Raw genomic sequence first — 20864 nt, forward strand, 5'->3', positions numbered from 1 at the left:
GGCGCCATCCCATTTTTCATTGCGGGAGCGATTATGCGGATGTCAATCTTGAAGCACTGCCTGCAGGCGGCGCTGATGCTGGCGGTGCCGCTGGGCGGGGCGCTGGCGGCGCCGGGCGCCTCGCCCGCGCCCGCGCCAAAGGGCTCGCTGGTCATTATCGGTGGCAATCTGCGGGCCGACAACGCCGATGTCTGGCAGCGCATCGTGCTGCTGGCGGGCGGGCCGGGGGCGCGGGTGGCGGTGCTGCCGTCGGCTGCCGCCGATCCGGCGCCGGTGGGGGAGGCCATCGTCGGCTATCTCAAACAGTACGGCGCGGACGCCTTCCTGGTGCCGCTGGCCGTCAAGCTGGCCGACAGCGATTTCCGCAAGGTGGCCGACGATCCCGAACTGGCGGCGGCGGTGCGCGGCGCCGGCGGCGTGTTCTTCGTCGGCGGCGACCAGGCGCGCATCACGCAGGCGCTGGTGCGCGAGGATGGCAGCCGCAGCGCGGTGTTGGACGCGGTGTGGGATTTGTACCGTAACGGCGGCGTGGTGGCGGGCAGCAGCGCCGGCGCGGCCATCATGAGCAGCACCATGTTCTATGCGCCCAACACCGTGTTCGCCACCCTGCGCGGCGGCGTCACCGAGGGCAGGGAGATCGCCCCGGGGCTGGGCTTCATCGGCGACGACGTGTTCGTCGACCAGCACCTGCTGGTGCGCGGCCGTTTTGCGCGCATGATACCGGCCATGCTCAAGAAGGGCTACAAGTTCGGGCTGGGCATCGATGAGAACACTGCGATGGTGGTCGATAGCCGGCGCAGGGTGGAGATCGTCGGCCACAAGGGGGCGCTGCTGATCGACTTGTCGCGAGCGACTACCGATCCGGCCAGCGGCGGCTTCAATGTCTCCAATGCGGTGATCAGCTATCTGGACCGGGGCGACAAGTACGACCTGGGCACGCATACCTTCACGCCGTCGGAGGCCAAGGCGTCCGGCAAGTTGAAGGCGCATGCGGCGGTGCTGCGCGATCCGGTGTTTTCGGCCGACATCCTGGGCAAGAACGCGGTGGTGGAGCTGATGGAGAATTTGATGAACAACCGCCGCAGCGAGGCGATCGGCATCGCCACCAGTGGCCGCAACACGGCGCTGCCGGAGCTGGGCTTCCAGTTCACTTTTTCCAAGACGCGCGACAGTGTGGGCTACGCGTCGGCCGCGCCGCAAAGCTATTCGATACTGAACATGCGGCTCGATATCCGGCCGCTCGATATCGGCCAGTCGCTGACGCAGAAAAACTAGGTTCGCCGCCCGGGGAGTTGGGCACTCCTTTTAGCCACAGAGTCTAATTCGGTCGAAACCGCGCCAATTCAGTCTAATGACGTCTAGAATCGACGGGGCGGCGAATTCTTTAGACTGAAATCGACTGGATGCCCAATTCGTTAGACTGAAATCGACTCTGCAAAGCAAGCTCGGGACCGAATTAGACTCTCCGTCAAGACGGTTTAGACTAATCCAGATGCATCAACTTCTTTGATTGCGCGCCTTCGCTGTTGTTCGGTAAAGCGCGTCCTGCAACCGTCGGCACGGACCCAGTAGTCGTCGCCAGGAAAGCGTAGCCAGATAAAGCGCCAGGCATTGCGTCCTTTCGCGTGCCGATTGGCGAGCAGCGAGGGAGTCACGGACTCTCCATCGTCGGACAGGATGCGATCGCCGACCACCTTGGCGAATTCAAATGTGTGTTGATAGCTGGTCCGTAAACTGGTTCCATCGGGGAGGAAGACATTCTTCCATTGAAAACCACGCGTCGCCTGGCCGTTCTTGCGCAGTGCGAGCCGTTCCATTTCAATCGCCAACCAGCGGTGGACCAGTTCCGTCACAAAGGCATCAGGTTTGACGCCTGGACGGGTATCCATCAAATGGAATTCCAAGTTCAGGAAGTCCGTGACAGGCAAATATATGGGTTTCTTCGCTTCGAACGCCATGATTGAGTCCTTTGAAATGAGTCTAAAAGTTAGACCCAGGAAACGGACTATGGTTCGCTTTAGACTTTTCGCCTTTAAAACGGGACCAAAATAGATTTCGCGCTCGGATTCATGGACTGTTTTAGATTGCGCTTGCGAATAGTAGACTGAATTAGCCGCATTCAGCTCCAATTGGACTGAATTAGACTAAGTTGCGATTTGGAATACCCAAGCCCTTGGGGTACTAAAATCCTGATGCTTTCGACTGATTTTGGCTGTCGCTGTAAAAACAGGATGAACAGGTAAAATCCAGCGGAAAAAGTGGGAGGTTTCAGTGCGGCGGGTGCGCAGCCCATCTCCATCACCCTGTCCTGCCGGGATTACAATGGCGGTCTTCGTAACTTGACCACAGGATGACCATGAGCCGCCTTTTATCCTTTGCATTGGCCGCCTTCACGGCCGTCGCCGCGCTGCCGGCGCTGGCCGCGCAACCCGCCACCGTCCGTCTCGACTACCTCCACAGCGGCAACGCGCTCAATGAAAGCTACGCGATGGAGCGCGTGGTGATCGAGCCGCTGCCGTGGCCGGGCGATATGCGCGCCACCATCGACAATACCAATCGCGGCAATAACCTGGTCGAGGTGGTGGACGCCAAGACCGGCGAGCTGCTGTACTCGCGCGGCTTCTCCACCATCTTCGCCGAGTGGCGCAGCACCGACGAGGCGACGCGCGCCAATCGCGGCTTCCAGGAGTCGGTGCGCTTTCCCAAGCCGGACCGCCCGGTGCGCGTGCGCATCCTGAAGCGCGACGACCGCAACGCCTTCTCGGTGGCGTGGACCGCCGACATCGATACCGACGCGATGGACGTGGTGCGCAAACAGACGCCGCCGGCATCGATGGCCGCCGCGCCCAAGCCGATCGCCATCCGCGTCAACGGCCCGTCGCCGGACAAGGTCGACCTGCTGATCCTGGGCGACGGCTACACCAAGGCCGACATGGCCAAGTTCGAAGCGACCGCGCGCAAGCTGGCCGACCATCTGTTCGACACTTCGCCGTTCAAGGAGCGCGCCAAGGACTTCAACGTCTGGGCGCTGGCGCTGCCGACCGAGGAATCGGGCGTGTCGCGTCCTTCGACCGGCGTGCATCACGCATCGCCGCTGGGCACGCGCTACGACATCTTCGGCAGCGAGCGTTACGTGCTCACCACCGACAACCGCGCGCTGCGCGAGCTGGCGCAGTACGCGCCATATGAGTTCATCGAGATCCTGGTGAACAACGAGACCTACGGCGGCGGCGGCATCTTCGGCCAGTTCAGCACCGCGGCGGCCAACAACGATTGGGCCAATTATCTGTTCGTGCACGAATTCGGCCACCACTTCGCCGGCCTGGCCGACGAGTACTACACCTCGCCGGTGGCGTACCAGTCGAACGGCACGCGCCAGGAGCCGTGGGAGCCGAATGCGACGGCGCTGCGCGATCCGGCCAACCTGAAATGGAAGAAGTTCGTCAAGGCCGGCACGCCGCTGCCGACGCCGTGGCAGAAGGACACCTATGAAACAGCGTCGCGTGCCTACCAGAAGGAGCGCGCCGCGCTGCGTGCCGCCAACCGGCCGGAATCGGAGATGAGCGCCTTGTTCCGCAAGGATCTCGATTCGACCGCCGCGCTGTTCTCCAAGGATCCGCACTTTCACACGGTGGGCGCGTTCGAGGGCGCCAACTACGAGGCCAGCGGCTACTACCGCCCGCAGATGCAGTGCATCATGTTCGACCGTAGCGAGAAGTTCTGCGCCGTCTGCGCGGACGCCATCGGCGCCATCATCGATTTGTACTCGCGCCCGGGGACTGGCAAGTAATTTCGTTTAAGTACGCTACCGTACAGAGTGCTTCCGCTCATAGGCCTATTCTGAATACGTGGCAAGAACAAGAACGCATCCAAATAAAACTTTGAGAGGAAACACCATGAACAAGATTATCGCTACCCTGATCGCCGGCCTGTTTGCAACCGCCGCTTACGCACAAACCGCTCCGGTTCAGACCCCAGCCGTCGTCAAGGCTGAAAATGAAGCCAACAAGGACGTGGCCAAGGCGCAGCAGAAGGAAATGAAGGCCGACGTCAAAGCCGACAAGAAAGCCGACAAGGCTGTCGCCAAAGCCAACAAGACCCATGACGAAGCCGCTGCCCACGTCGAAGTGGAAAAAGCCAAAGCCAACGAAAAAGTAGCCAAGGCCGATCCTGAAGACAAAGCCAAGGCGGAAGCCAAGGGCGACAAGGCTGTCGCCAAGGCTGAAGAAAAAGCCGGCAAAAAAGCCGTGAAGGCCGATGCCAAGGCGATCAAGGAAACCGTTGACGCGACCGCCGACAAAGCCATCGCCGCCAACAAGACCGATGCCGTCAAAGCCAAATCGGCAGCCGACGTCAAAGCCGCCGCCGCCAAGAACTAATTAGCAGCGCATAAAAAAAGCCGCCGGCCTGAACGCGATCAAGATCGCGTTCGGCGCCGGCGGCTTTTTTGCGCCTGCGTGGTTTAGACGATAGGCGTCAGCGCATTTGGCTTGATCTTGGTCGCCAGTTCCTTGCCCTTGCGGGCGCGCTTGCCGAAGTGGACCGCCAGAGCCGATGCCGACAGGCGTTCTTCCTGCGGCTTGCCGCCACGGCCGATGCCGGAGACGATCACGCCTTTCTGGCTGATCGGCTTGGCCGATACCAGCGTCTCCTTGTCGGCCAGCTCCATCAGGATCACGCCGCGGCCGCCGTTGGTCAGCACCTTCATCTCGTCCATGCCGAACACCAGCACCCGCGCGCCCGACGACAGCACGGCTACCGCGCTGGCGCTTTCCGGCACCACGGCCGGCGGCAGCGGTACGTCGCCTTCCTCCAGCGTGACGAAGGCCTTGCCGCCCTTGATGCGGCTGACCATGTCGCCAGCCTTGGCGACGAAGCCGAAACCTGCGCTGGTGGCCAGCATCAGCTGCGTCGTGCCCGTGCCGGCGAAGTAATTGAGGATGCGGGCGCCCGAAGCCAGGTCGATCAGCGTGGTGATCGGCACGCCGTCGCCGCGTGCGTTAGGCAGCGCAGCCACCGGCACCGAATACACCTTGCCGTTGCTGCCGAAGGCCAGCAGGTTGTCCACCGTGCGGCATTCGAAAGCGCCGTACAGCGTGTCGCCGGCCTTGAAGGTGAACTGCGCGGCGTCGTGGCCGATGCCGGTGCGGGCGCGTATCCAGCCTTTTTCCGAAATGATGACGGTGACAGGTTCGTCCACCACCTTCTGTTCGACCACGGCTTTCTGCGCTTCTTCGATCAGGGTACGGCGGGCGTCGCCATAGGTCTTGGCGTCGGCGTCGATTTCCTTGATGATGGCGCGCTTCATCGACGATGGGTTGTCGAGCAGGTCTTGCAGCAGGCCTTTTTCCTTGCGCAGCTCGGCCAGTTCCTGCTGGATCTTGATCGCTTCCAGGCGGGCCAGTTGGCGCAGGCGGATTTCCAGGATGTCTTCGGCCTGGATTTCCGACAGGCGGAAGCGCTCCATCAGCGCCGCTTTCGGTTCGTCCGAGTTGCGGATGATGTGGATCACTTCATCTATGTTCAGCAGGATGGTCTCGCGGCCTTCCAGGATATGGATGCGCGCGTCGACCTTGCCCAGCTTGTACTGCGTGCGGCGGGTGACGGTGGCGAAGCGGAATTCGATCCACTCCTGCAGGATGTCGGTCAGGCCCTTCTGGCGCGGACGGCCATCGCCGCCTATCATCACCAGGTTGATCGAAGCCGACGATTCGAGCGAGGTATGCGCCAGCAGCAGCAGCATGAATTCGGTCTGGTCCTGGTTCTTCGATTTCGGTTCGAACACCAGGCGCACCGGCGCGGCGCGGCCCGATTCGTCGCGGATGGTGTCGAGCGAATTGAGGATCAGCGACTTGAGCGCCAGCTGTTCCGGCGACAGCGCCTTCTTGCCCATCTTGATCTTCGGATTGGTCAGCTCTTCGATCTCTTCGAGCACCTTCTGCGAGGAGGTGCCCGGCGGCAGTTCGGTGACGACCGCCTGCCACTGGCCGCGCGCCAGCTCTTCGATCTTCCAGCGCGCGCGCACTTTCATGCTGCCACGGCCGGTCGCGTACATATCGCTGATCTGCGACGGCGGGGTGATGATCTGGCCGCCGCCCGGGAAGTCCGGGCCGGGGATCATCGCCATCAATTCGCTGTGGCTGATCTTCGGATTGCGGATCATGGCGACGGCGGCTTGCGCCACTTCGCCCAGGTTGTGCGACGGGATTTCCGTCGCCAGGCCGACCGCGATACCGGAGGCGCCGTTCAGCAGCACCATAGGCAGGCGCGCTGGCAGCAGGCACGGTTCCTCGGTCGAGCCGTCGTAGTTGGCCTGGAATTCCACGGTGCCGAGGTTGATCTCGTCCAGCAGCACTTTGGCGATAGGCGTTAATCGGGCTTCGGTGTATCGCATTGCAGCGGCGCCGTCGCCGTCGCGCGAGCCGAAGTTACCCTGGCCGTCGACCAGCGGGTAGCGCAGCGAGAAGTCCTGCGCCATGCGGACCATGGCGTCGTACACCGATTGGTCGCCGTGCGGGTGCAGCTTGCCCAGCACGTCGCCGACCACGGTCGCGGACTTGCGCGGCTTGGCGGTGCTGTTCAGGCCCATTTCGTTCATCGCGTACAGGATGCGGCGTTGTACCGGCTTCTGGCCGTCGCACACGTCCGGCAGCGCGCGGCCCTTGACCACCGAGATCGCGTAGTCGAGGTAGGCGCGTTCGGCGAAGGTGGACAGGGTCAGCGTATCGCCGCCGTCGCCGTCATCGCCGCCGCCGAGGGGGCCGTCGTTGCCGCCGTTGCCACCACCATTGCCGCCGTTGCCGTCATTGCCGCTGTCGCCGCCGCCGTTGTCGCCACCAACGCCGCTGTCCAGCGGATTGCCGGTTTCGCCGCCGCGTGCGGCCACGTCACCGGCCACGTCGCCGGCCGCTTGCGCGGGCGCAGGTGCTGAAGGTTGAGCCACCGCTGCCGTTTCCGGCGCCGGTTCGTCAAAGAGATTTGCTTGATGAGTCATAGTCGGTCAGTAATTAGATATCTGCTTCGGCTTCGTTGCCGTGTTCTTCGATCCAGGCGCGGCGGGCGGCCGCTTCGCCTTTGCCCATCAGCATATTGAAGCGCGCCGACGATTCGCCGTGCGCGTAGGCGCCCAGCGATACCGGCAGCAGCCGGCGGGTGTCGGGGTTCATGGTGGTTTCCCACAGCTGTTCGGCGTTCATCTCGCCCAGGCCCTTGAAGCGCGAGATCGACCAGGCGCCTTCCTTCAGGCCGTCCTTGCGCAGCTTGTCCTCGATCGCCACCAGTTCGCCGGCGTCGAGCGCGTACAGCTTCTGGATCGGCTTCTTGCCGCGCGCCGGCGCGTCCACGCGGTACAGCGGCGGACGGGCGATGCAGATGTTCCCGTTGGCGATCAGGCCAGGGAAGTGCTTGAAGAACAGCGTCAATAACAAGACCTGGATGTGCGAGCCGTCGACGTCCGCATCGGAGAGGATGCAGATTTTGCCGTAACGCAGACCGGAGAGGTCCGGCATGGTGTCGGCGTTGTGCGGGTCGACGCCGATCGCCACCGAGATGTCGTGGATCTCGTTGTTGGCGAACAGGCGGTCACGGTCGGTCTCCCAGGAGTTGAGCACCTTGCCGCGCAGCGGCAGGATGGCCTGGAATTCCTTGTCGCGGCCCATCTTGGCCGAACCGCCCGCCGAGTCGCCCTCGACCAGGAACAATTCGGTGCGGGTGACGTCGGTCGATTCGCAGTCGGTCAGCTTGCCCGGCAAAACGGCGACGCCGGACGATTTCTTCTTCTCGACCTTTTGCAGCGAACGCAGACGCGATTGCGCCTGTTTGATGACCAGCTCCGCCAGCTTCTTGCCGTAGTCGACGTGGTGGTTCAGCCACAGCTCCAGCGCCGGCTTCGAATAGGTCGAGACCAGGCGCACGGCGTCGCGAGAATTGAGGCGTTCCTTGATCTGGCCCTGGAACTGCGGGTCCAGCACCTTGGCCGACAGCACGAACGAGGCGCGCGCGAACACGTCTTCCGGCAGCAGCTTGACGCCTTTCGGCAGCAGCGAGTGCATCTCGACGAAGTTCTTCACCGCGCCATACAGGCCGTCGCGCAGGCCCGATTCGTGGGTGCCGCCGTTGGGCGTTGGGATCAGGTTGACGTAGGACTCGCGCACGATGGCGCCCTGTTCGGTCCATGCCACCACCCAGGCCGCGCCTTCGCCCTCGGCGAAGCCTTCGGCGTCCGGGCCGGCGAACTGCGCGCCTTCGAACAGCGGGATCAGGGTCTCGCCGTCGGTCGATTGCGCCAGCGCTTCGGTCAAATAGCCGCGCAGGCCGTCGTTGTACTGCCAGGTTTGCGATTCGCCGGTCTTGGCGTTGGCCAGCGTGACGGTGACGCCCGGCAGCAGCACGGCCTTGGAGCGCAACAGGCGCTGCAACTCGGTCTGCGAGATGGCGGGGGAGTCGAAATATTTGGCGTCCGGCCAGGCGGTGACGCGGGTGCCGGACTTCTTGCCGTCGCGCGGGGCGACCACGGAGGACAGCGGCTCGACCACGTCGCCGTGCTCGAAGGCCAGCTTGTGCAGGCCGGTGCCGTCGGGCTCCTTGCGCCAGACGGTGATCTCCAGGCGCTTGGACAGCGCGTTGGTGACGGACACGCCGACGCCGTGCAAGCCGCCGGAGAAGGCGTAGGCGCCGCCCGAACCCTTGTCGAACTTGCCGCCGGCGTGCAGGCGGGTGAAGACGATTTCCACCGTCGGCACGCCTTCTTCAGGGTGCAGGCCGACCGGGATGCCGCGGCCGTCGTCTTCGACGGTGATGCTGCCGTCGGCGTTCTGCGTGACGATAATGTTTTTGCAATGTCCGCCCAACGCCTCGTCCGAGGCATTGTCGATCACCTCCTGGATGATGTGCAGCGGATTCTCGGTGCGGGTGTACATGCCAGGGCGCTGCTTGACGGGCTCCAGGCCCTTGAGGACGCGGATGGATGATTCGCTGTAGTCGGAAACTGGTTTTTTAGTGGCCATACGTGATCAAGCTTGTAATTTCGATACTGGGTTTATGTACAGTTTTATGCGGACGTTTGCGTATTCTATCCTCAACCGGGCGTAATCGCGGCAAAAAAACGGCGCGGGCCAATTTATACACGATGTTTACAGACCGGGCCTGCCTTTTTAGACCGCTTTTACGGCGCCGTCGATAAGCTGTTTTGTATCGCAACGATCACTACAGGGGTTCGATATGCACGCATTCTTCCACACCAGGTCCGCCCAGAGCCAGCACAGGGCCCGTCCGCCGCGCCCGCGCGCCTGCATGAGCGCCTGCCTGATACAGCTCACCGTCGATACCAATGCCTTCACCGCGCTGCGGGGGGCGGCATGATCGTCGCCATCGCCAACCAGAGCGGCGGTGCCGGCAAGACCATCGTCGCCAATAACCTGGCGCTGCTGCGGGCGCGGGCGGGACGCAAGGTGATGCTGGTCGATACCGATCCCAAGGCCGCCGCCAGCAACTGGTGCAGCGAGCTGGCCGCCGCCGGCGTGTGGCCCCGCGTGGCGACGCGCGCCATTACCGGCCGCTCGCTGGTGGAGGATCTGGAGCAGCTGCGCTACCGCTACAACGATATCGTCATCGACACCGAGGGCCGCGATACAGCCGAGAGCCGCGCCGCGCTGATCGCCGCCCGGCTGGTGGTGGTGCCGGTGACGCCCCTGCAGGTCGATCTGTCGACCCAGTACCAGCTGATCGCCCGCCTGAATGCGGCGCGCATGTTCAATCCCGGCTTGCGCGTGCTGTTTGTGCTGGTCGGCGGCGACGCGCAGTCCACCGATGAACCCACCGCCGAGGAGCGCGCCGCCGTGCGCGCCTATGTGTCGCGGGTGATGTCGGCCACGCTGGCCAACACCGTCGTCCACGGACAGGCGCCGGCCGACATGGACGCCTTGTACCGCGAAGTTTTTACCGCTTGATTTGACTTAACCACTGTAAGAAAGACCGTAACATGAAAAAAATAATACTCGCCGCAGCTATCGTCGCTGCTTTCACGGGCACGCAGGCTTGTGCCGAGGATGCCGCGCCGGCCGCCAAGCCGGAGCACGAAACCAGCTTCAATGCGGCGCTGGTCAGCGATTACCGCTATCGCGGCATTTCGCAAACGCGCTTGAAACCGGCGCTGCAGGGCGGCTTCGATTATGTGAACAATCCGACCGGCCTGTATGCGGGCACCTGGCTGTCGACCATCAAGTGGACCAAGGATGCCGGCGGCAGCGGCGATGTCGAGGTGGATATCTATGCCGGCAAGCGCGGGCAGGTCACGGCCGACATGGCCTACGACGTGGGCGTGCTGACGTATGTGTATCCTTCGAACGGCCTGGCGCATGTCGGCGGCTTCGCCAACGCCAATACCACCGAGGTGTATGGGCAGCTGGGTTATGGTCCGGCTTATATCAAGTATTCGCACGCCGTGACCAATCTGTTTGGTTTTGTCGACAGCAAGAACAGCGGCTATGTGGACATTGGCGCCAACATCGAGGCGGGCGAGGGCTTCACGGTCAACCTGCATGCGGGCCATCAGAACGTCAAGCATAACGGCGCGTCCAGCTACAGCGACTGGAAGATCGGCGCGACCAGGGACTTCGGCGTGGTGACGGGCGCGTTGGCCGTCATCGGCACCAATGCAGGCAAGGCGGCTTACGCGTCGCCGGCCAATGGCAAGTTCCTCGGCAAGACCGCGCTGCAGCTGACCATCAGTAAAGTGTTCTGATCGGGTTTGAGCCGGTGAAGGAAGGGGGCGGCGCCTGGCGCGCGCCCCCTTTTTTTAGCTGTACGCCCTGACGGCGCGGCCGCGGAATACTTCGCTGTAGAGATGGCGTACTTCCGGGGCGCACAGCACGTAGGCTGTCTTGCGGCTGCCCTGTTCCAGTTCGCTGTGGTGGGAGTGGTAGGTGCCGCGCTGGTCGAGTTCCAGTGTATCGGCCAGGCGCGCGCCGGGGATTTGCGCGACGAACACCAGCAGGCATCCCGTTTGGTGGGGCGTCAGCGGCTCGCTGCCGTGGGCCACCGTCACCAGAACGCGGGCGCAGGGATTGGCTTCCTGCGCTTGTCGGAGGCGGGCCAGGAAGGCTGCGTAATGGCCTTGTTCGATTTCCGCCGGGCGCACCAGCGCGACGATGACGGCGGCCCGCGCCAGTGGGTCGTCGTCGGAGGCGCCGCCGGCATCGGCGTCGCGGCGGGATGCGTCGATCACCAGGTCATCGTAGAGCTGGGGATCGTAGGCGCCGGGGTTGGGGCTGACCAGCAGCACGCGGCTGCCTGCCGCCACGCGCAGCATCGCCAGGTCTTCGGCCAGATCGGAGACGGCGCCGTTGCCGTCCATGCCTGTAAGTGCGACGATCATATGGTTTCTTTGTGTAGTTGAGACAGAACCAGCGTATGCCTGCCCCCGTAAAAATGTTCTAAATAGTCGCCCCCTCCCTGTAAACAAAGCATAAATGCCAGCCATTTTTACGCTTTGTTTACACCCCTTGCCCAAGTCTTTACACCATCTTTAGACCCCGGTCGCTAACCTTCTCAGTATCAAAACAAGACCTGTGAGGGGTGTGATGGACATAGTATTTATCGGTGCATTGGTGGTCTTTTTTGCCGTGAGCGTGGCGTTCGCCATCGGTTGCGACAAGCTGGGAGGCCAGCCATGAACCTCTTCTACCTGATCGGCGCCGTGGCGTCGGCCGGCCTGCTGGTGTATCTGGTGGCGGCCCTGTTGAAAGCGGAGGATCTGTGATGACCATGCAATCGACCATACTGCTGCTGGCCTTCCTGGCCGCGCTGCTGGCGCTGGCCTGGCCGCTGGGCGCGCTGCTCGCGCGTGTCGGCAACGGCGGCGCCGTACCGTATCTGGGCTGGCTCGGCAAGCTCGAAACCCTGCTGTACCGCGCCGCCGGCATCGCCGGCAAGGACGGCGCTCCGCAAGGCCAGTCGTGGAAGGCCTACGCTGTCGCGCTGCTGCTGTTTAACGGCCTGGGCGCGCTGGCGACCTACGGCCTGCAACGCGTGCAGGCCTTCCTGCCGCTTAACCCGCAGGCGATGGCCAACGTCAGTCCCGACTCGGCCTTCAACACCGCCGTCAGCTTCGTCGCCAACACCAACTGGCAGGGTTACAGCGGCGAGCAGACCATGAGCTACCTGACCCAGATGCTGGTGCTGACCTGCCAGAACTTCTTCTCGGCCGCCACCGGCATCGCCGTCGCCTACGCGCTGATACGCGGCTTCTCGTCGCGCTCCGTCAAATCGATCGGCAATTTCTGGGCCGACGTCACCCGTTCGACGCTGTACGTGCTGCTGCCGCTGTCGCTGGTGCTGGCCGTGGCGCTGACCGGCCAGGGCGTGATCCAGAACTTCTCCGCCTACAAGGACGTGCAGCTGCTCGACGCCGTGACCTACACGCAGCCGAAGATGGGCGCCGACGGCCAGCCGCTGAAGGACGCCAAGGGCGAGCCGCTGACCGAAACGCTGACCGCCACCACGCAGACCATCGCCATGGGTCCGGTGGCGTCGCAGGAGGCGATCAAGATGCTGGGCACGAACGGCGGCGGCTTCTTCAACGCCAACTCGGCCCACCCTTACGAGAACCCGACCGCGCTGTCCAACTTCCTGGAGATGCTGGCGATCTTCGTGATTCCGGCCGGCCTGTGCTTCGCCTTCGGCCGCATGGTCGGCGACCGCCGCCAGGGCTGGGCGGTGCTGGGCGCGATGACGCTGCTGTTCGTGGCCTGCACCGTCGCCGTGATGAGCGCCGAGCAGCAGGCCCACCCGGCGCTGCAGGCGCTGCACGTCGACCAGGCCATGAGCGCGCTGCAATCGGGCGGCAATATGGAAGGCAAGGAGACCCGTTTCGGCATCAGCGCCTCGACGCTGTTCGCCGCCGTCACCACCGCCGCCTCCTGCGGCGCGGTCAACGCCATGCACGATTCCTTCATGCCGCTGGGCGGCATGATCCCGATGCTGCTGATCCAGTTCGGCGAAGTGATCTTCGGCGGCGTCGGCTCCGGCCTGTACGGCATGCTGATCTTCGCCATCATGGCGGTGTTCATCGCCGGCCTGATGATAGGCCGCACGCCGGAATACCTGGGCAAGAAGATCCAGGCCTATGAAATGAAGATGACCTCCATCGCCATCCTGGTCACGCCGACGCTGGTGCTGGCCGGTACCGCCATCGCCGTCATGTGCGAGGCCGGCAAGGCGGGCATCGCCAATCCCGGCGCGCACGGTTTCTCGGAAATCCTGTACGCCTTCAGCTCGGCCGCCAACAACAACGGCAGCGCGTTCGCCGGCCTGTCCGCCAATACGCCGTTCTACAACAGCATGCTGGCGATCGCCATGTGGTTCGGCCGCTTCGCCATGATCGTGCCCATCCTGGCGATCGCCGGTTCGCTGGCCGGCAAGCAGCGGCTGGAGGCCAATGCCGGCACCATGCCCACCCACGGCCCGATGTTCATCGGCCTGCTGGTCGGCGTGGTCGCCCTGGTCGGTGTGCTCAATTATGTTCCGGCGCTGGCGCTCGGCCCCGTGGTCGAACACCTGCAGCTGTTTGCCCAATAAGGAATCACCATGTCACAAGCTACGCAAAAAGAGATGACCTTGTTTACCAATCCGCCCGCCAAAAAGCTCGCCATGTTCGACAACGAGCTGCTGATGCCGGCCATCGCCGATTCGTTCCGCAAACTGAGCCCGCGCACGCAGTTGCGCAGCCCGGTGATGTTCGTGGTCTACGTCGGCAGCATCATCACCACGGGGCTGTACGTGCAGTCGTTGTTCGGCGCCGGCGAGGCGCGGCCGGGCTTCATCCTGGCCACCGCCGTCTGGCTGTGGTTCACGGTGTTGTTCGCCAATTTCGCCGAGGCGATGGCCGAGGGCCGCAGCAAGGCGCAAGCGGCGTCGCTGCGCAGCCTGAAGCAAAGCGTCATCGCCAAGAAGCTGGCCAGCCCCAAACACGGCACCACCTGGCTGCCGCAGCCGGCGCTCGATCTGCGCAAGGGTAACTACATCCTTGTGGAGGCGGGTGACGTGATCCCCATCGACGGCGAGGTGATCGAAGGCGTGGCCTCGGTCGACGAAAGCGCCATCACCGGCGAATCTGCGCCGGTGATACGCGAGTCCGGCGGCGATTTCTCGTCCGTCACCGGCGGCACGCGTGTGCTGTCGGACTGGCTGGTGGTCAAGGTGACGGCCAATCCGGGCGAGACCTTCCTCGACCGCATGATCTCGATGGTGGAGGGCGCCAAGCGCCAGAAGACCCCCAACGAGATCGCGCTGACCATCCTGCTGGTGGCGCTGACCATCGTGTTCCTGATCGTCACCGTGACCTTGCTGCCGTTCTCGCTGTTCTCGGTGGCGGCGGCCGGCGCTGCGGGCATCACCAGCACGCCGATCACCATCACGGTGCTGATCGCGCTGCTGGTGTGCCTGATCCCGACCACCATCGGCGGCCTGCTGTCGGCCATCGGCGTGGCCGGCATGAGCCGCATGATGCAGGCCAATGTGATCGCCACTTCCGGCCGCGCGGTGGAAGCCGCCGGCGACGTCGACGTGCTGCTGCTCGATAAAACCGGCACCATCACGCTGGGCAACCGCCAGGCCTCGGCCTTCTTCGCCGCCCCCGGCGTCAGCGAACAGCAGCTGGCCGACGTGGCGCAACTGGCCTCGCTGGCCGACGAAACGCCGGAAGGCCGCAGCATCGTGGTGCTGGCCAAGCAGAAGTTCAATATCCGCGAGCGCGAGATGGCCTCGCTGCAGGCGGTGTTCGTGCCGTTCACCGCGCAGACCCGCATGAGCGGCGTCGACATCGGCGAGCCGGGTTTGGTACGTGCGGTACGCAAGGGCGCGGCCGACACCGTGCGCCAGTACGTCGAGGCCCTGGGCCAGCCCTATCCTGCCGAAGTGGCGCGCGCGGTCGACGACGTGTCGCGCCGCGGCAGCACGCCGCTGGTGGTGGTCGACGCCGGCCGGGTGATGGGCGTGGTGGAGCTGAAGGACATCGTCAAGGGCGGCATCAAGGAGCGCTTCGCCGAGTTGCGCCGCATGGGCATCAAGACCGTGATGATCACCGGCGATAACAAGCTGACCGCCGCCGCCATCGCCGCCGAAGCGGGCGTGGACGACTTCCTGGCCGAAGCCACGCCGGAGGACAAGCTCAAACTGATCCGCAGCTACCAGTCCGAAGGCCGGCTGGTGGCCATGACCGGCGACGGCACCAACGACGCCCCGGCGCTGGCCCAGGCCGATGTCGCCGTGGCGATGAACTCCGGCACCCAGGCCGCCAAGGAGGCCGGCAATATGGTCGACCTGGATTCGAATCCGACCAAGCTGCTGGAGATCGTCGAAATCGGCAAGCAGATGCTGATGACGCGCGGCTCGCTGACCACGTTCTCGATCTCGAACGACATCGCCAAGTACTTCGCCATCATCCCGGCGGCCTTCGTCGGCACCTACCCGCAGCTGAAGGCGCTGGACATCATGCACCTGGCCAGCCCGTCGTCGGCCATCATGTCGGCGGTGATCTTCAACGCGCTGATCATCATCGCGCTGATTCCGCTGGCGTTGAAGGGCGTGCAGTACCGCGCCATCGGCGCCACCGCTCTGCTGCGCCGCAACCTGCTGGTGTACGGCATCGGCGGCATCATCCTGCCGTTCATCGGCATCAAGGCGATCGACCTGCTGCTGTCGGCGCTCAACCTGGTTTAAGAAGGAAGCATCATGACCTCATCCATCTCCCCCCTGCGTCCCGCCCTCGTGCTGTTCGCCGCCCTGACGCTGGTCTGCGGCGTGGTCTATCCGCTGGCCGTCAGCGGCATCGGCGCCGCCGTCTTCCCGGCGCAGGCCGCCGGCAGCATCGTCGAAGCCGGCGGCAAGGCGGTCGGCTCGTCGCTGATCGGCCAGGCCTTCTCGTCGCCGCAGTACTTCTGGGGCCGGCCGTCGGCGACCGGGCCGATGCCCAACAACGGCGCCGGTTCCAGCGGCTCCAACCTGGGCCCGAACAATCCGGCGCTGGCCGACGCCGTCAAGGCCCGCATCGACGCGCTCAGGGCGGCCGACCCGGCCAACACCGCGCCGGTGCCGGTCGACCTGGTGACGGCGTCCGGCAGCGGCCTCGATCCCGAGATCAGCGTGGCCGCCGCGCGCTACCAGGCCGGCCGCATCGCCGCCGCCCGCCACATGCCGGCCGAGCAGGTGCTGGCGCTGGTCGACGGCCAGCAGCTGAAGCAGTACTTCGGCTTCTTCGGCGAACCGCGCGTCAACGTGCTGGCGCTCAATCTGGCGCTGGACCAGGCACGCCCGGCGCCGAAGCAGTAGAATCGCCGCATGTCCATGTTCCCCAACGATAGCCTGCGTCCCGACCGTCCCGATCCGGATGCGCTGCTGGCGCAGGTGCAGGCGCAGGAGCGCCGCGCCGCGCGCGGCAAGCTGCGCATCTACTTCGGCGCCTCGGCCGGCGTCGGCAAGACCTACGCCATGCTGGCCGCCGCCCGCAAGCTGCAGGCGGACGGCCAGCCGGTGCTGGTCGGCGTGGTCGAAACCCACGGCCGCAGCGAGACCGCGGCCATGCTGGCGGGACTGGAGGTGCTGCCGCCCCGGGCGGTCGAGCACCGCGGCAAGCGCCTCGCCGAGTTCGACCTTGACGGCGCGCTGGAGCATCGGCCGCCGCTGATCCTGGTGGACGAGCTGGCGCATTCCAACGCGCCCGGCTCGCGCCACCCCAAGCGCTGGCAGGATGTCGAGGAACTGCTCGACGCCGGCATCGACGTGCTCACCACCGTCAACGTGCAGCACCTGGAAAGCCTGAACGACGTGGTCGGCGGCATCACCGGCATCCGCGTCGGCGAGACCGTGCCGGACACCGTGTTCGACCAGGCCGACGAAGTGGTGCTGGTCGACGTGCCGGCCGACGAGCTGCTGGCCCGCCTGCGCAGCGGCAAGGTGTACCAGGAACAGCAGGCCGAGCGCGCCTCGAAGAATTTTTTCCGCAAGGGGAACCTGATCGCGCTGCGCGAGCTGGCGCTGCGCCGCACCGCCGACCGCATCGAGGACGACGTGCGCGCCTACCGCGTCGAGCAGTCGATAGCCGACATCTGGAAGACCGGCGCCGCGCTGCTGGCCTGCGTCGGCCCGCGCGCCGGCGGCGAGCATACGGTGCGCAGCACGGCGCGGCTGGCCAGCCAGCTGGGCACCGGCTGGCACGCGATCTACATCGAGACGCCGGCGCTGCAAAGGCTGCCGGCCGCCCAGCGCGAGCAAATCCTCAAGACATTGAAGCTGGCCGAAGACCTGGGCGCGGCCACCGCCGTGCTGCCCGGCCACGACATCGCGCTGACGGCGGCGGACTACGCGCGCAGCCACAACCTGTCCAAGATCGTGCTGGGCCGCGCCCATCCGACCTGGCCGTGGCGCCAGCCCCACATCAAGCGGCTGGCGCGCTACGCGCCCGACATCGACCTGGTGGAAATCGGTGTGCCCAGCAGGGAGGCGCCCGCCGCCGCGCGCCCGGGCGACGCCGACGGCCGCAGGGACGGCGGCGCATATGGCGGCTTGAATGGCGCCACGAACGGCGCCGCATCCGGCGGCCCTGACGACGAGCAGGGCGCGGCAGTGCTGCGCCGGCGCGTGATCGGCTACGCGACGGCCGGCGTGGCCAGCGTCGCCACCGCGCTGCTGGCCACGCCCTTGCTGGCCTGGCTGGACCTGGCCAACATCGCCATGCTGTTCCTGCTGGTGGTGGTGCTGGTGGCCGTGCGTTTCGGGCGCGGGCCGTCGGTGGCGGCCACCTGCGTCAGCGTGGCCTGCTTCGATTTCTTCTTCGTGCCGCCGCGCTTCACCTTCGCCGTGTCGGATTTCCAGTACCTGATCACCTTCGTGGTCATGCTGGCGGTGGGCCTGATCACCGGCCACCTGACGTCCGACCTGCGCTTCCAGGCGCGCGTGGCTTCGCACCGCGAGAAGCGCTCGCGCGCGCTGTACGAGTTCGCGCGCGAACTGTCGGGCGCCCTGCAGACCGGGCAGATTTTCGACACCACCCAGCGCTGCATCCAGCAAGCCTTCCGCGCCCGCGCCACGCTGCTGCTGCCGGACGACGACGGCCGTTTGCAACTGCCGCCGCTCAGCGCCGCCGACATCGCTAGCCGCGCCCACCTGTCGGTGCTCGACACCGGCATCGCCCAATGGGCGTTCGACCGCGCCGAGAGCGCCGGCCTGGGCACCGGCACGCTGCCGGCCAGCCGCATCTTCTACCTGCCGCTGGTGGCGCCGATGCGCACGCGCGGCGTGCTGGCGATCGAGCCGCAGCACCGGCGCTGGATACTGATCCCGGAACAGCGCCAGCAGCTCGACACCTTCGCCGCGCTGGCCGCCATCGCGCTGGAGCGGGTGCACTACATCGAGGTGGCGCAGAACGCGCTGGTCAACATGGAATCGGAACGGCTGCGCAACTCGCTGCTGGCGGCGCTGTCGCACGACTTGCGCACGCCATTGACCTCGCTGGTCGGGCTGTCGGAAACGCTGGCCGGCTCCAAGCCGCCGCTGGCGCCGGCCCAGCTGGAGACGGCGGCGCTGCTGCACGACGAGGCGCTGCGCATGAGCGCCCTGGTGTCCAACCTGCTCGACATGGCGCGCATCCAGAGCGGCGAAGTCAAATTCAACCTGCAATGGCAGGCGCTGGAAGAGGTGGTCGGCAGCGCGCTGCGCGCCAGCGGCTCGCAGCTGCAAGGACACGTGGTGCGCACCCGGCTGCCGGCCGGGCTGCCCCTGCTCAGCTACGACGCCGTGCTGATCGAGCGGGTGCTGTGCAACCTGCTGGAAAACGCCGCCAAGTACACGCCGCCCGGCTCGCGCATCGAGATCGCCGCCGAACTGCGCGGCGCCTGGATCGACGTCATCGTCTATGATGACGGTCCGGGCCTGCCGCACGGGCGCGAGGAAGCCGTGTTTGAAAAATTCACCCGCGGCGAGCGCGAATCGGCCAAGCCGGGCGTGGGACTGGGGCTGGCGATCTGCCGCGCCATCGTCGAGGCGCACGGCGGCCGCATCCACGCGGCGGCGTCGCCGCTGGGCGGCGCCGCCTTCGTCATCACGCTGCCGCTGGGCAGCCCGCCGGCCATGCCCGAACCGGAAATCGAAGGAAGCTTATGACCACGACCGACAGCGCCGCCAGCGCGCCCACCGCCCTGCTGGTGGAAGACGAACCGCAGATCCGCCGCTTCGTGCGCAGCGCGCTGGAGGAGGAGGGCTGGCAGGTGCACGAGGCGGCCACCTTGCAGCGCGGCCTGATCGACGCCGGCACCCGCAAGCCGGACCTGGTGGTGCTCGACCTCGGCCTGCCGGACGGCGACGGCGTCGACTTCATGACCGATCTGCGCAAGTGGTCCAGCGTGCCGGTGATCGTGCTGTCGGCGCGCGTCAACGAGGCCGACAAGATACGCGCGCTGGACGCCGGCGCCGACGACTACCTGACCAAGCCGTTCGGCGTGGGCGAGCTGCTGGCGCGGGTACGCGCCACCTTGCGGCGCCAGCGCCAGCCGGCCGCCGACAGCGCGGGGGTGATCCGGTTCGGCGATGTCGCCGTCGATTTGCAGAACCGCCGCGTCACGCGCGCCGGCGAGCATGTGCACCTGACGCCGACCGAGTACCGGCTGCTGGCCGTATTGGCGGCCAACGCCGGCCGCGTGATGAGCAACCCGCAGCTGCTGCGCGCCGTGTGGGGGCCGTCGCAATCGGAGAACGGCCATTACCTGCGCATCTACATGGGCCACCTGCGCCACAAGCTGGAGGCCGACCCCACCCAGCCGCGCTACCTGCTGACCGAAACGGCGGTCGGCTACCGGCTGCAGCTGCCTTAATCCGGGGTATCAGTCGCGCGCCAGGATCTGGTAGCCCTGGTCGCTGCGGGCGATCAGCGCGAAGCCGCGCCGGCTCAGCATCTGCATCATCGCCGAGCCGTCGCGGCAGGCCGACAGCAGGCGCCGGTGCTTGTAGTGCGTGCAAAAGAAATCGACCATCTGGCTGCCTACGCCATGGCCGCGATAGGTGTCCTCGACCACCATCGCATGCAACTCGCGCTGCATGCCTTTCTGCTCATCGATCCCCAGTATCATCATGTAGCTGACCACCCTGGCGTCGATCTCGCAGACCCAGAACTCGATCGGCACCCTGCCTACGCCACCGGTCCACAGGTCGCGCAGCGCCGCGCCATCGACGATGCCGGCGGTGAAGGTGGCGGTCAGCGTAGCCTGCCGCACGTTGTCGGTGACGGACTGGTCGAAGCCGCCGCTCTCGCCGCCCGAGGTGGTCAGGCGGATGATGGCGTCGACGTCCTCGGGCACCGCGCGCCGGATCGCCGAATCGAGCATGCGCCGGTGGCGCTCGCGGCGCGCGGTGTCGCGGATCTTGGCCGCATGGCGGCGCAGCGCATCGACCTGGCTGCGCAAATACAACACCAGCAGCGCGACCAGGCCGTACAGCGCCGCGCTTTGCAGCAGGTCATACGCCAGCAGATAGGGGTTTTCGTGGCGCGCGCGCATCAGCGTGTAGTCGACCACCCGCGCCACGCTCGACAGCACGACGAACAGCAGCGCCGCGCGCCGGCCGAGGAACCAGGCCGCCAGCGCGGTCGGCGCCACCAGGAAGGGGGCGAAGGAAATGCCGGAACCGGTGTCGATATCGAGCAGGAAGATCAGCGCTTCGAGCGTCAGCAGGCCGGCCAGCATCAGCCGGGCGCTGGCGTTGCGCAGCAGGCGGCGCAGGCGGAGTTGGAGTTTTCTTGTGCGTGGCATGAGTACGTGCGGTCTCTTTTGTGGGCGGGTTCGGGGCCGACAGGATAAAGAAAAGACAGGCTATACGTC

General features: G+C 65.5%; 16 protein-coding genes. 11 read left to right on the forward strand and 5 right to left on the reverse strand.

The features are described 5' to 3' along the window. Positions 1 to 33: 33 nt before the first annotated feature. Positions 34 to 1275 carry a cyanophycinase gene (locus DUGA2_RS26860; RefSeq protein WP_070272464.1) on the forward strand — a complete coding sequence of 414 codons (1242 nt, stop codon included), beginning with the start codon at positions 34 to 36 and terminating at the stop codon, positions 1273 to 1275. A gap of 203 nt (positions 1276 to 1478) precedes the next feature. Here the strand turns inward: DUGA2_RS26860 and DUGA2_RS26865 are convergent, their stop codons facing one another. Continuing rightward, positions 1479 to 1958 (reverse strand): hypothetical protein, encoded by a 480-nt coding sequence (locus tag DUGA2_RS26865; protein WP_070272465.1) that lies wholly within the window; start codon positions 1956 to 1958, stop codon positions 1479 to 1481. A gap of 398 nt (positions 1959 to 2356) precedes the next feature. Between DUGA2_RS26865 and DUGA2_RS26870 the strand changes: the two genes are divergently transcribed. Together DUGA2_RS26870 and DUGA2_RS26875 are read left to right on the forward strand one after the other, a co-directional pair. Then, the gene (locus DUGA2_RS26870) at positions 2357 to 3790 is read left to right on the forward strand and encodes an IgA Peptidase M64 (protein ID WP_070272496.1); all 1434 of its coding nucleotides are present in this window, start codon (positions 2357 to 2359) and stop codon (positions 3788 to 3790) included. A 106-nt stretch (positions 3791 to 3896) separates the two neighbouring features. Beyond that, entirely contained in the window at positions 3897 to 4379 is a 483-nt protein-coding gene (locus DUGA2_RS26875; protein ID WP_070272466.1) for a hypothetical protein, read from the forward strand. 83 nt (positions 4380 to 4462) lie between these two features. On the opposite strand, the gene parC is transcribed toward DUGA2_RS26875, so the two are convergent. Then, the gene (gene parC, locus DUGA2_RS26880; protein WP_070272497.1) at positions 4463 to 6721 is read right to left on the reverse strand and encodes a DNA topoisomerase IV subunit A; all 2259 of its coding nucleotides are present in this window, start codon (positions 6719 to 6721) and stop codon (positions 4463 to 4465) included. A gap of 286 nt (positions 6722 to 7007) precedes the next feature. Continuing rightward, on the reverse strand, positions 7008 to 9005 hold the full coding sequence (locus DUGA2_RS26885) for a DNA topoisomerase IV subunit B (RefSeq protein WP_070272467.1): 1998 nt from the start codon (positions 9003 to 9005) through the stop codon (positions 7008 to 7010). A 351-nt stretch (positions 9006 to 9356) separates the two neighbouring features. On the opposite strand from DUGA2_RS26885, the gene DUGA2_RS26890 reads away from it, so the two are divergent. Further along, positions 9357 to 9947, forward strand: coding sequence for an AAA family ATPase (locus tag DUGA2_RS26890; protein WP_070272468.1), 591 nt, complete (start codon positions 9357 to 9359; stop codon positions 9945 to 9947). A gap of 32 nt (positions 9948 to 9979) precedes the next feature. Continuing rightward, a complete protein-coding gene (locus DUGA2_RS26895; RefSeq protein WP_070272469.1) occupies positions 9980 to 10741 on the forward strand; it encodes a TorF family putative porin in 762 nt (253 codons plus the stop codon). A 54-nt stretch (positions 10742 to 10795) separates the two neighbouring features. Here DUGA2_RS26895 and DUGA2_RS26900 read toward each other — a convergent pair whose 3' ends face one another. Next, positions 10796 to 11374, reverse strand: coding sequence for a hypothetical protein (locus DUGA2_RS26900; protein ID WP_070272470.1), 579 nt, complete (start codon positions 11372 to 11374; stop codon positions 10796 to 10798). A gap of 294 nt (positions 11375 to 11668) precedes the next feature. Between DUGA2_RS26900 and kdpF the strand changes: the two genes are divergently transcribed. From kdpF to kdpE, 6 genes are read left to right on the forward strand one after another with little or no spacing between them, the layout of a single operon-like run. Continuing rightward, positions 11669 to 11758, forward strand: coding sequence for a K(+)-transporting ATPase subunit F (gene kdpF, locus DUGA2_RS26905; protein ID WP_070272471.1), 90 nt, complete (start codon positions 11669 to 11671; stop codon positions 11756 to 11758). Beyond that, positions 11758 to 13575, forward strand: a complete 1818-nt coding sequence (gene kdpA, locus DUGA2_RS26910) for a potassium-transporting ATPase subunit KdpA (RefSeq protein ID WP_070272472.1) — start codon at positions 11758 to 11760, stop codon at positions 13573 to 13575. The genes kdpF and kdpA overlap by 1 nt, the downstream gene beginning before the upstream one ends. 33 nt (positions 13576 to 13608) lie before the next feature. Continuing rightward, a complete protein-coding gene (gene kdpB, locus DUGA2_RS26915; protein WP_070272473.1) occupies positions 13609 to 15717 on the forward strand; it encodes a potassium-transporting ATPase subunit KdpB in 2109 nt (702 codons plus the stop codon). Positions 15718 to 15729: 12 nt separating this feature from the next. Beyond that, positions 15730 to 16326: a potassium-transporting ATPase subunit KdpC gene (gene kdpC / locus DUGA2_RS26920; protein WP_070272474.1), complete on the forward strand. Its 597-nt coding sequence runs from the start codon at positions 15730 to 15732 to the stop codon at positions 16324 to 16326. A 15-nt stretch (positions 16327 to 16341) separates the two neighbouring features. Continuing rightward, positions 16342 to 19155: a DUF4118 domain-containing protein gene (locus tag DUGA2_RS26925; RefSeq protein WP_070272498.1), complete on the forward strand. Its 2814-nt coding sequence runs from the start codon at positions 16342 to 16344 to the stop codon at positions 19153 to 19155. Continuing rightward, on the forward strand, positions 19152 to 19862 hold the full coding sequence (gene kdpE, locus DUGA2_RS26930) for a two-component system response regulator KdpE (RefSeq protein WP_070272475.1): 711 nt from the start codon (positions 19152 to 19154) through the stop codon (positions 19860 to 19862). Before DUGA2_RS26925 ends, kdpE begins: the two co-directional genes overlap by 4 nt. Before the next feature lie 9 nt (positions 19863 to 19871). On the opposite strand, the gene DUGA2_RS26935 is transcribed toward kdpE, so the two are convergent. Then, the gene (locus DUGA2_RS26935) at positions 19872 to 20795 is read right to left on the reverse strand and encodes a GNAT family N-acetyltransferase (RefSeq protein ID WP_083296491.1); all 924 of its coding nucleotides are present in this window, start codon (positions 20793 to 20795) and stop codon (positions 19872 to 19874) included. Positions 20796 to 20864: the final 69 nt, after the last annotated feature.

The sequence above is a fragment of the Duganella sp. HH101 genome, from assembly GCF_001758795.1.
Lineage (GTDB): Bacteria > Pseudomonadota > Gammaproteobacteria > Burkholderiales > Burkholderiaceae_D > Rugamonas > Rugamonas rivuli.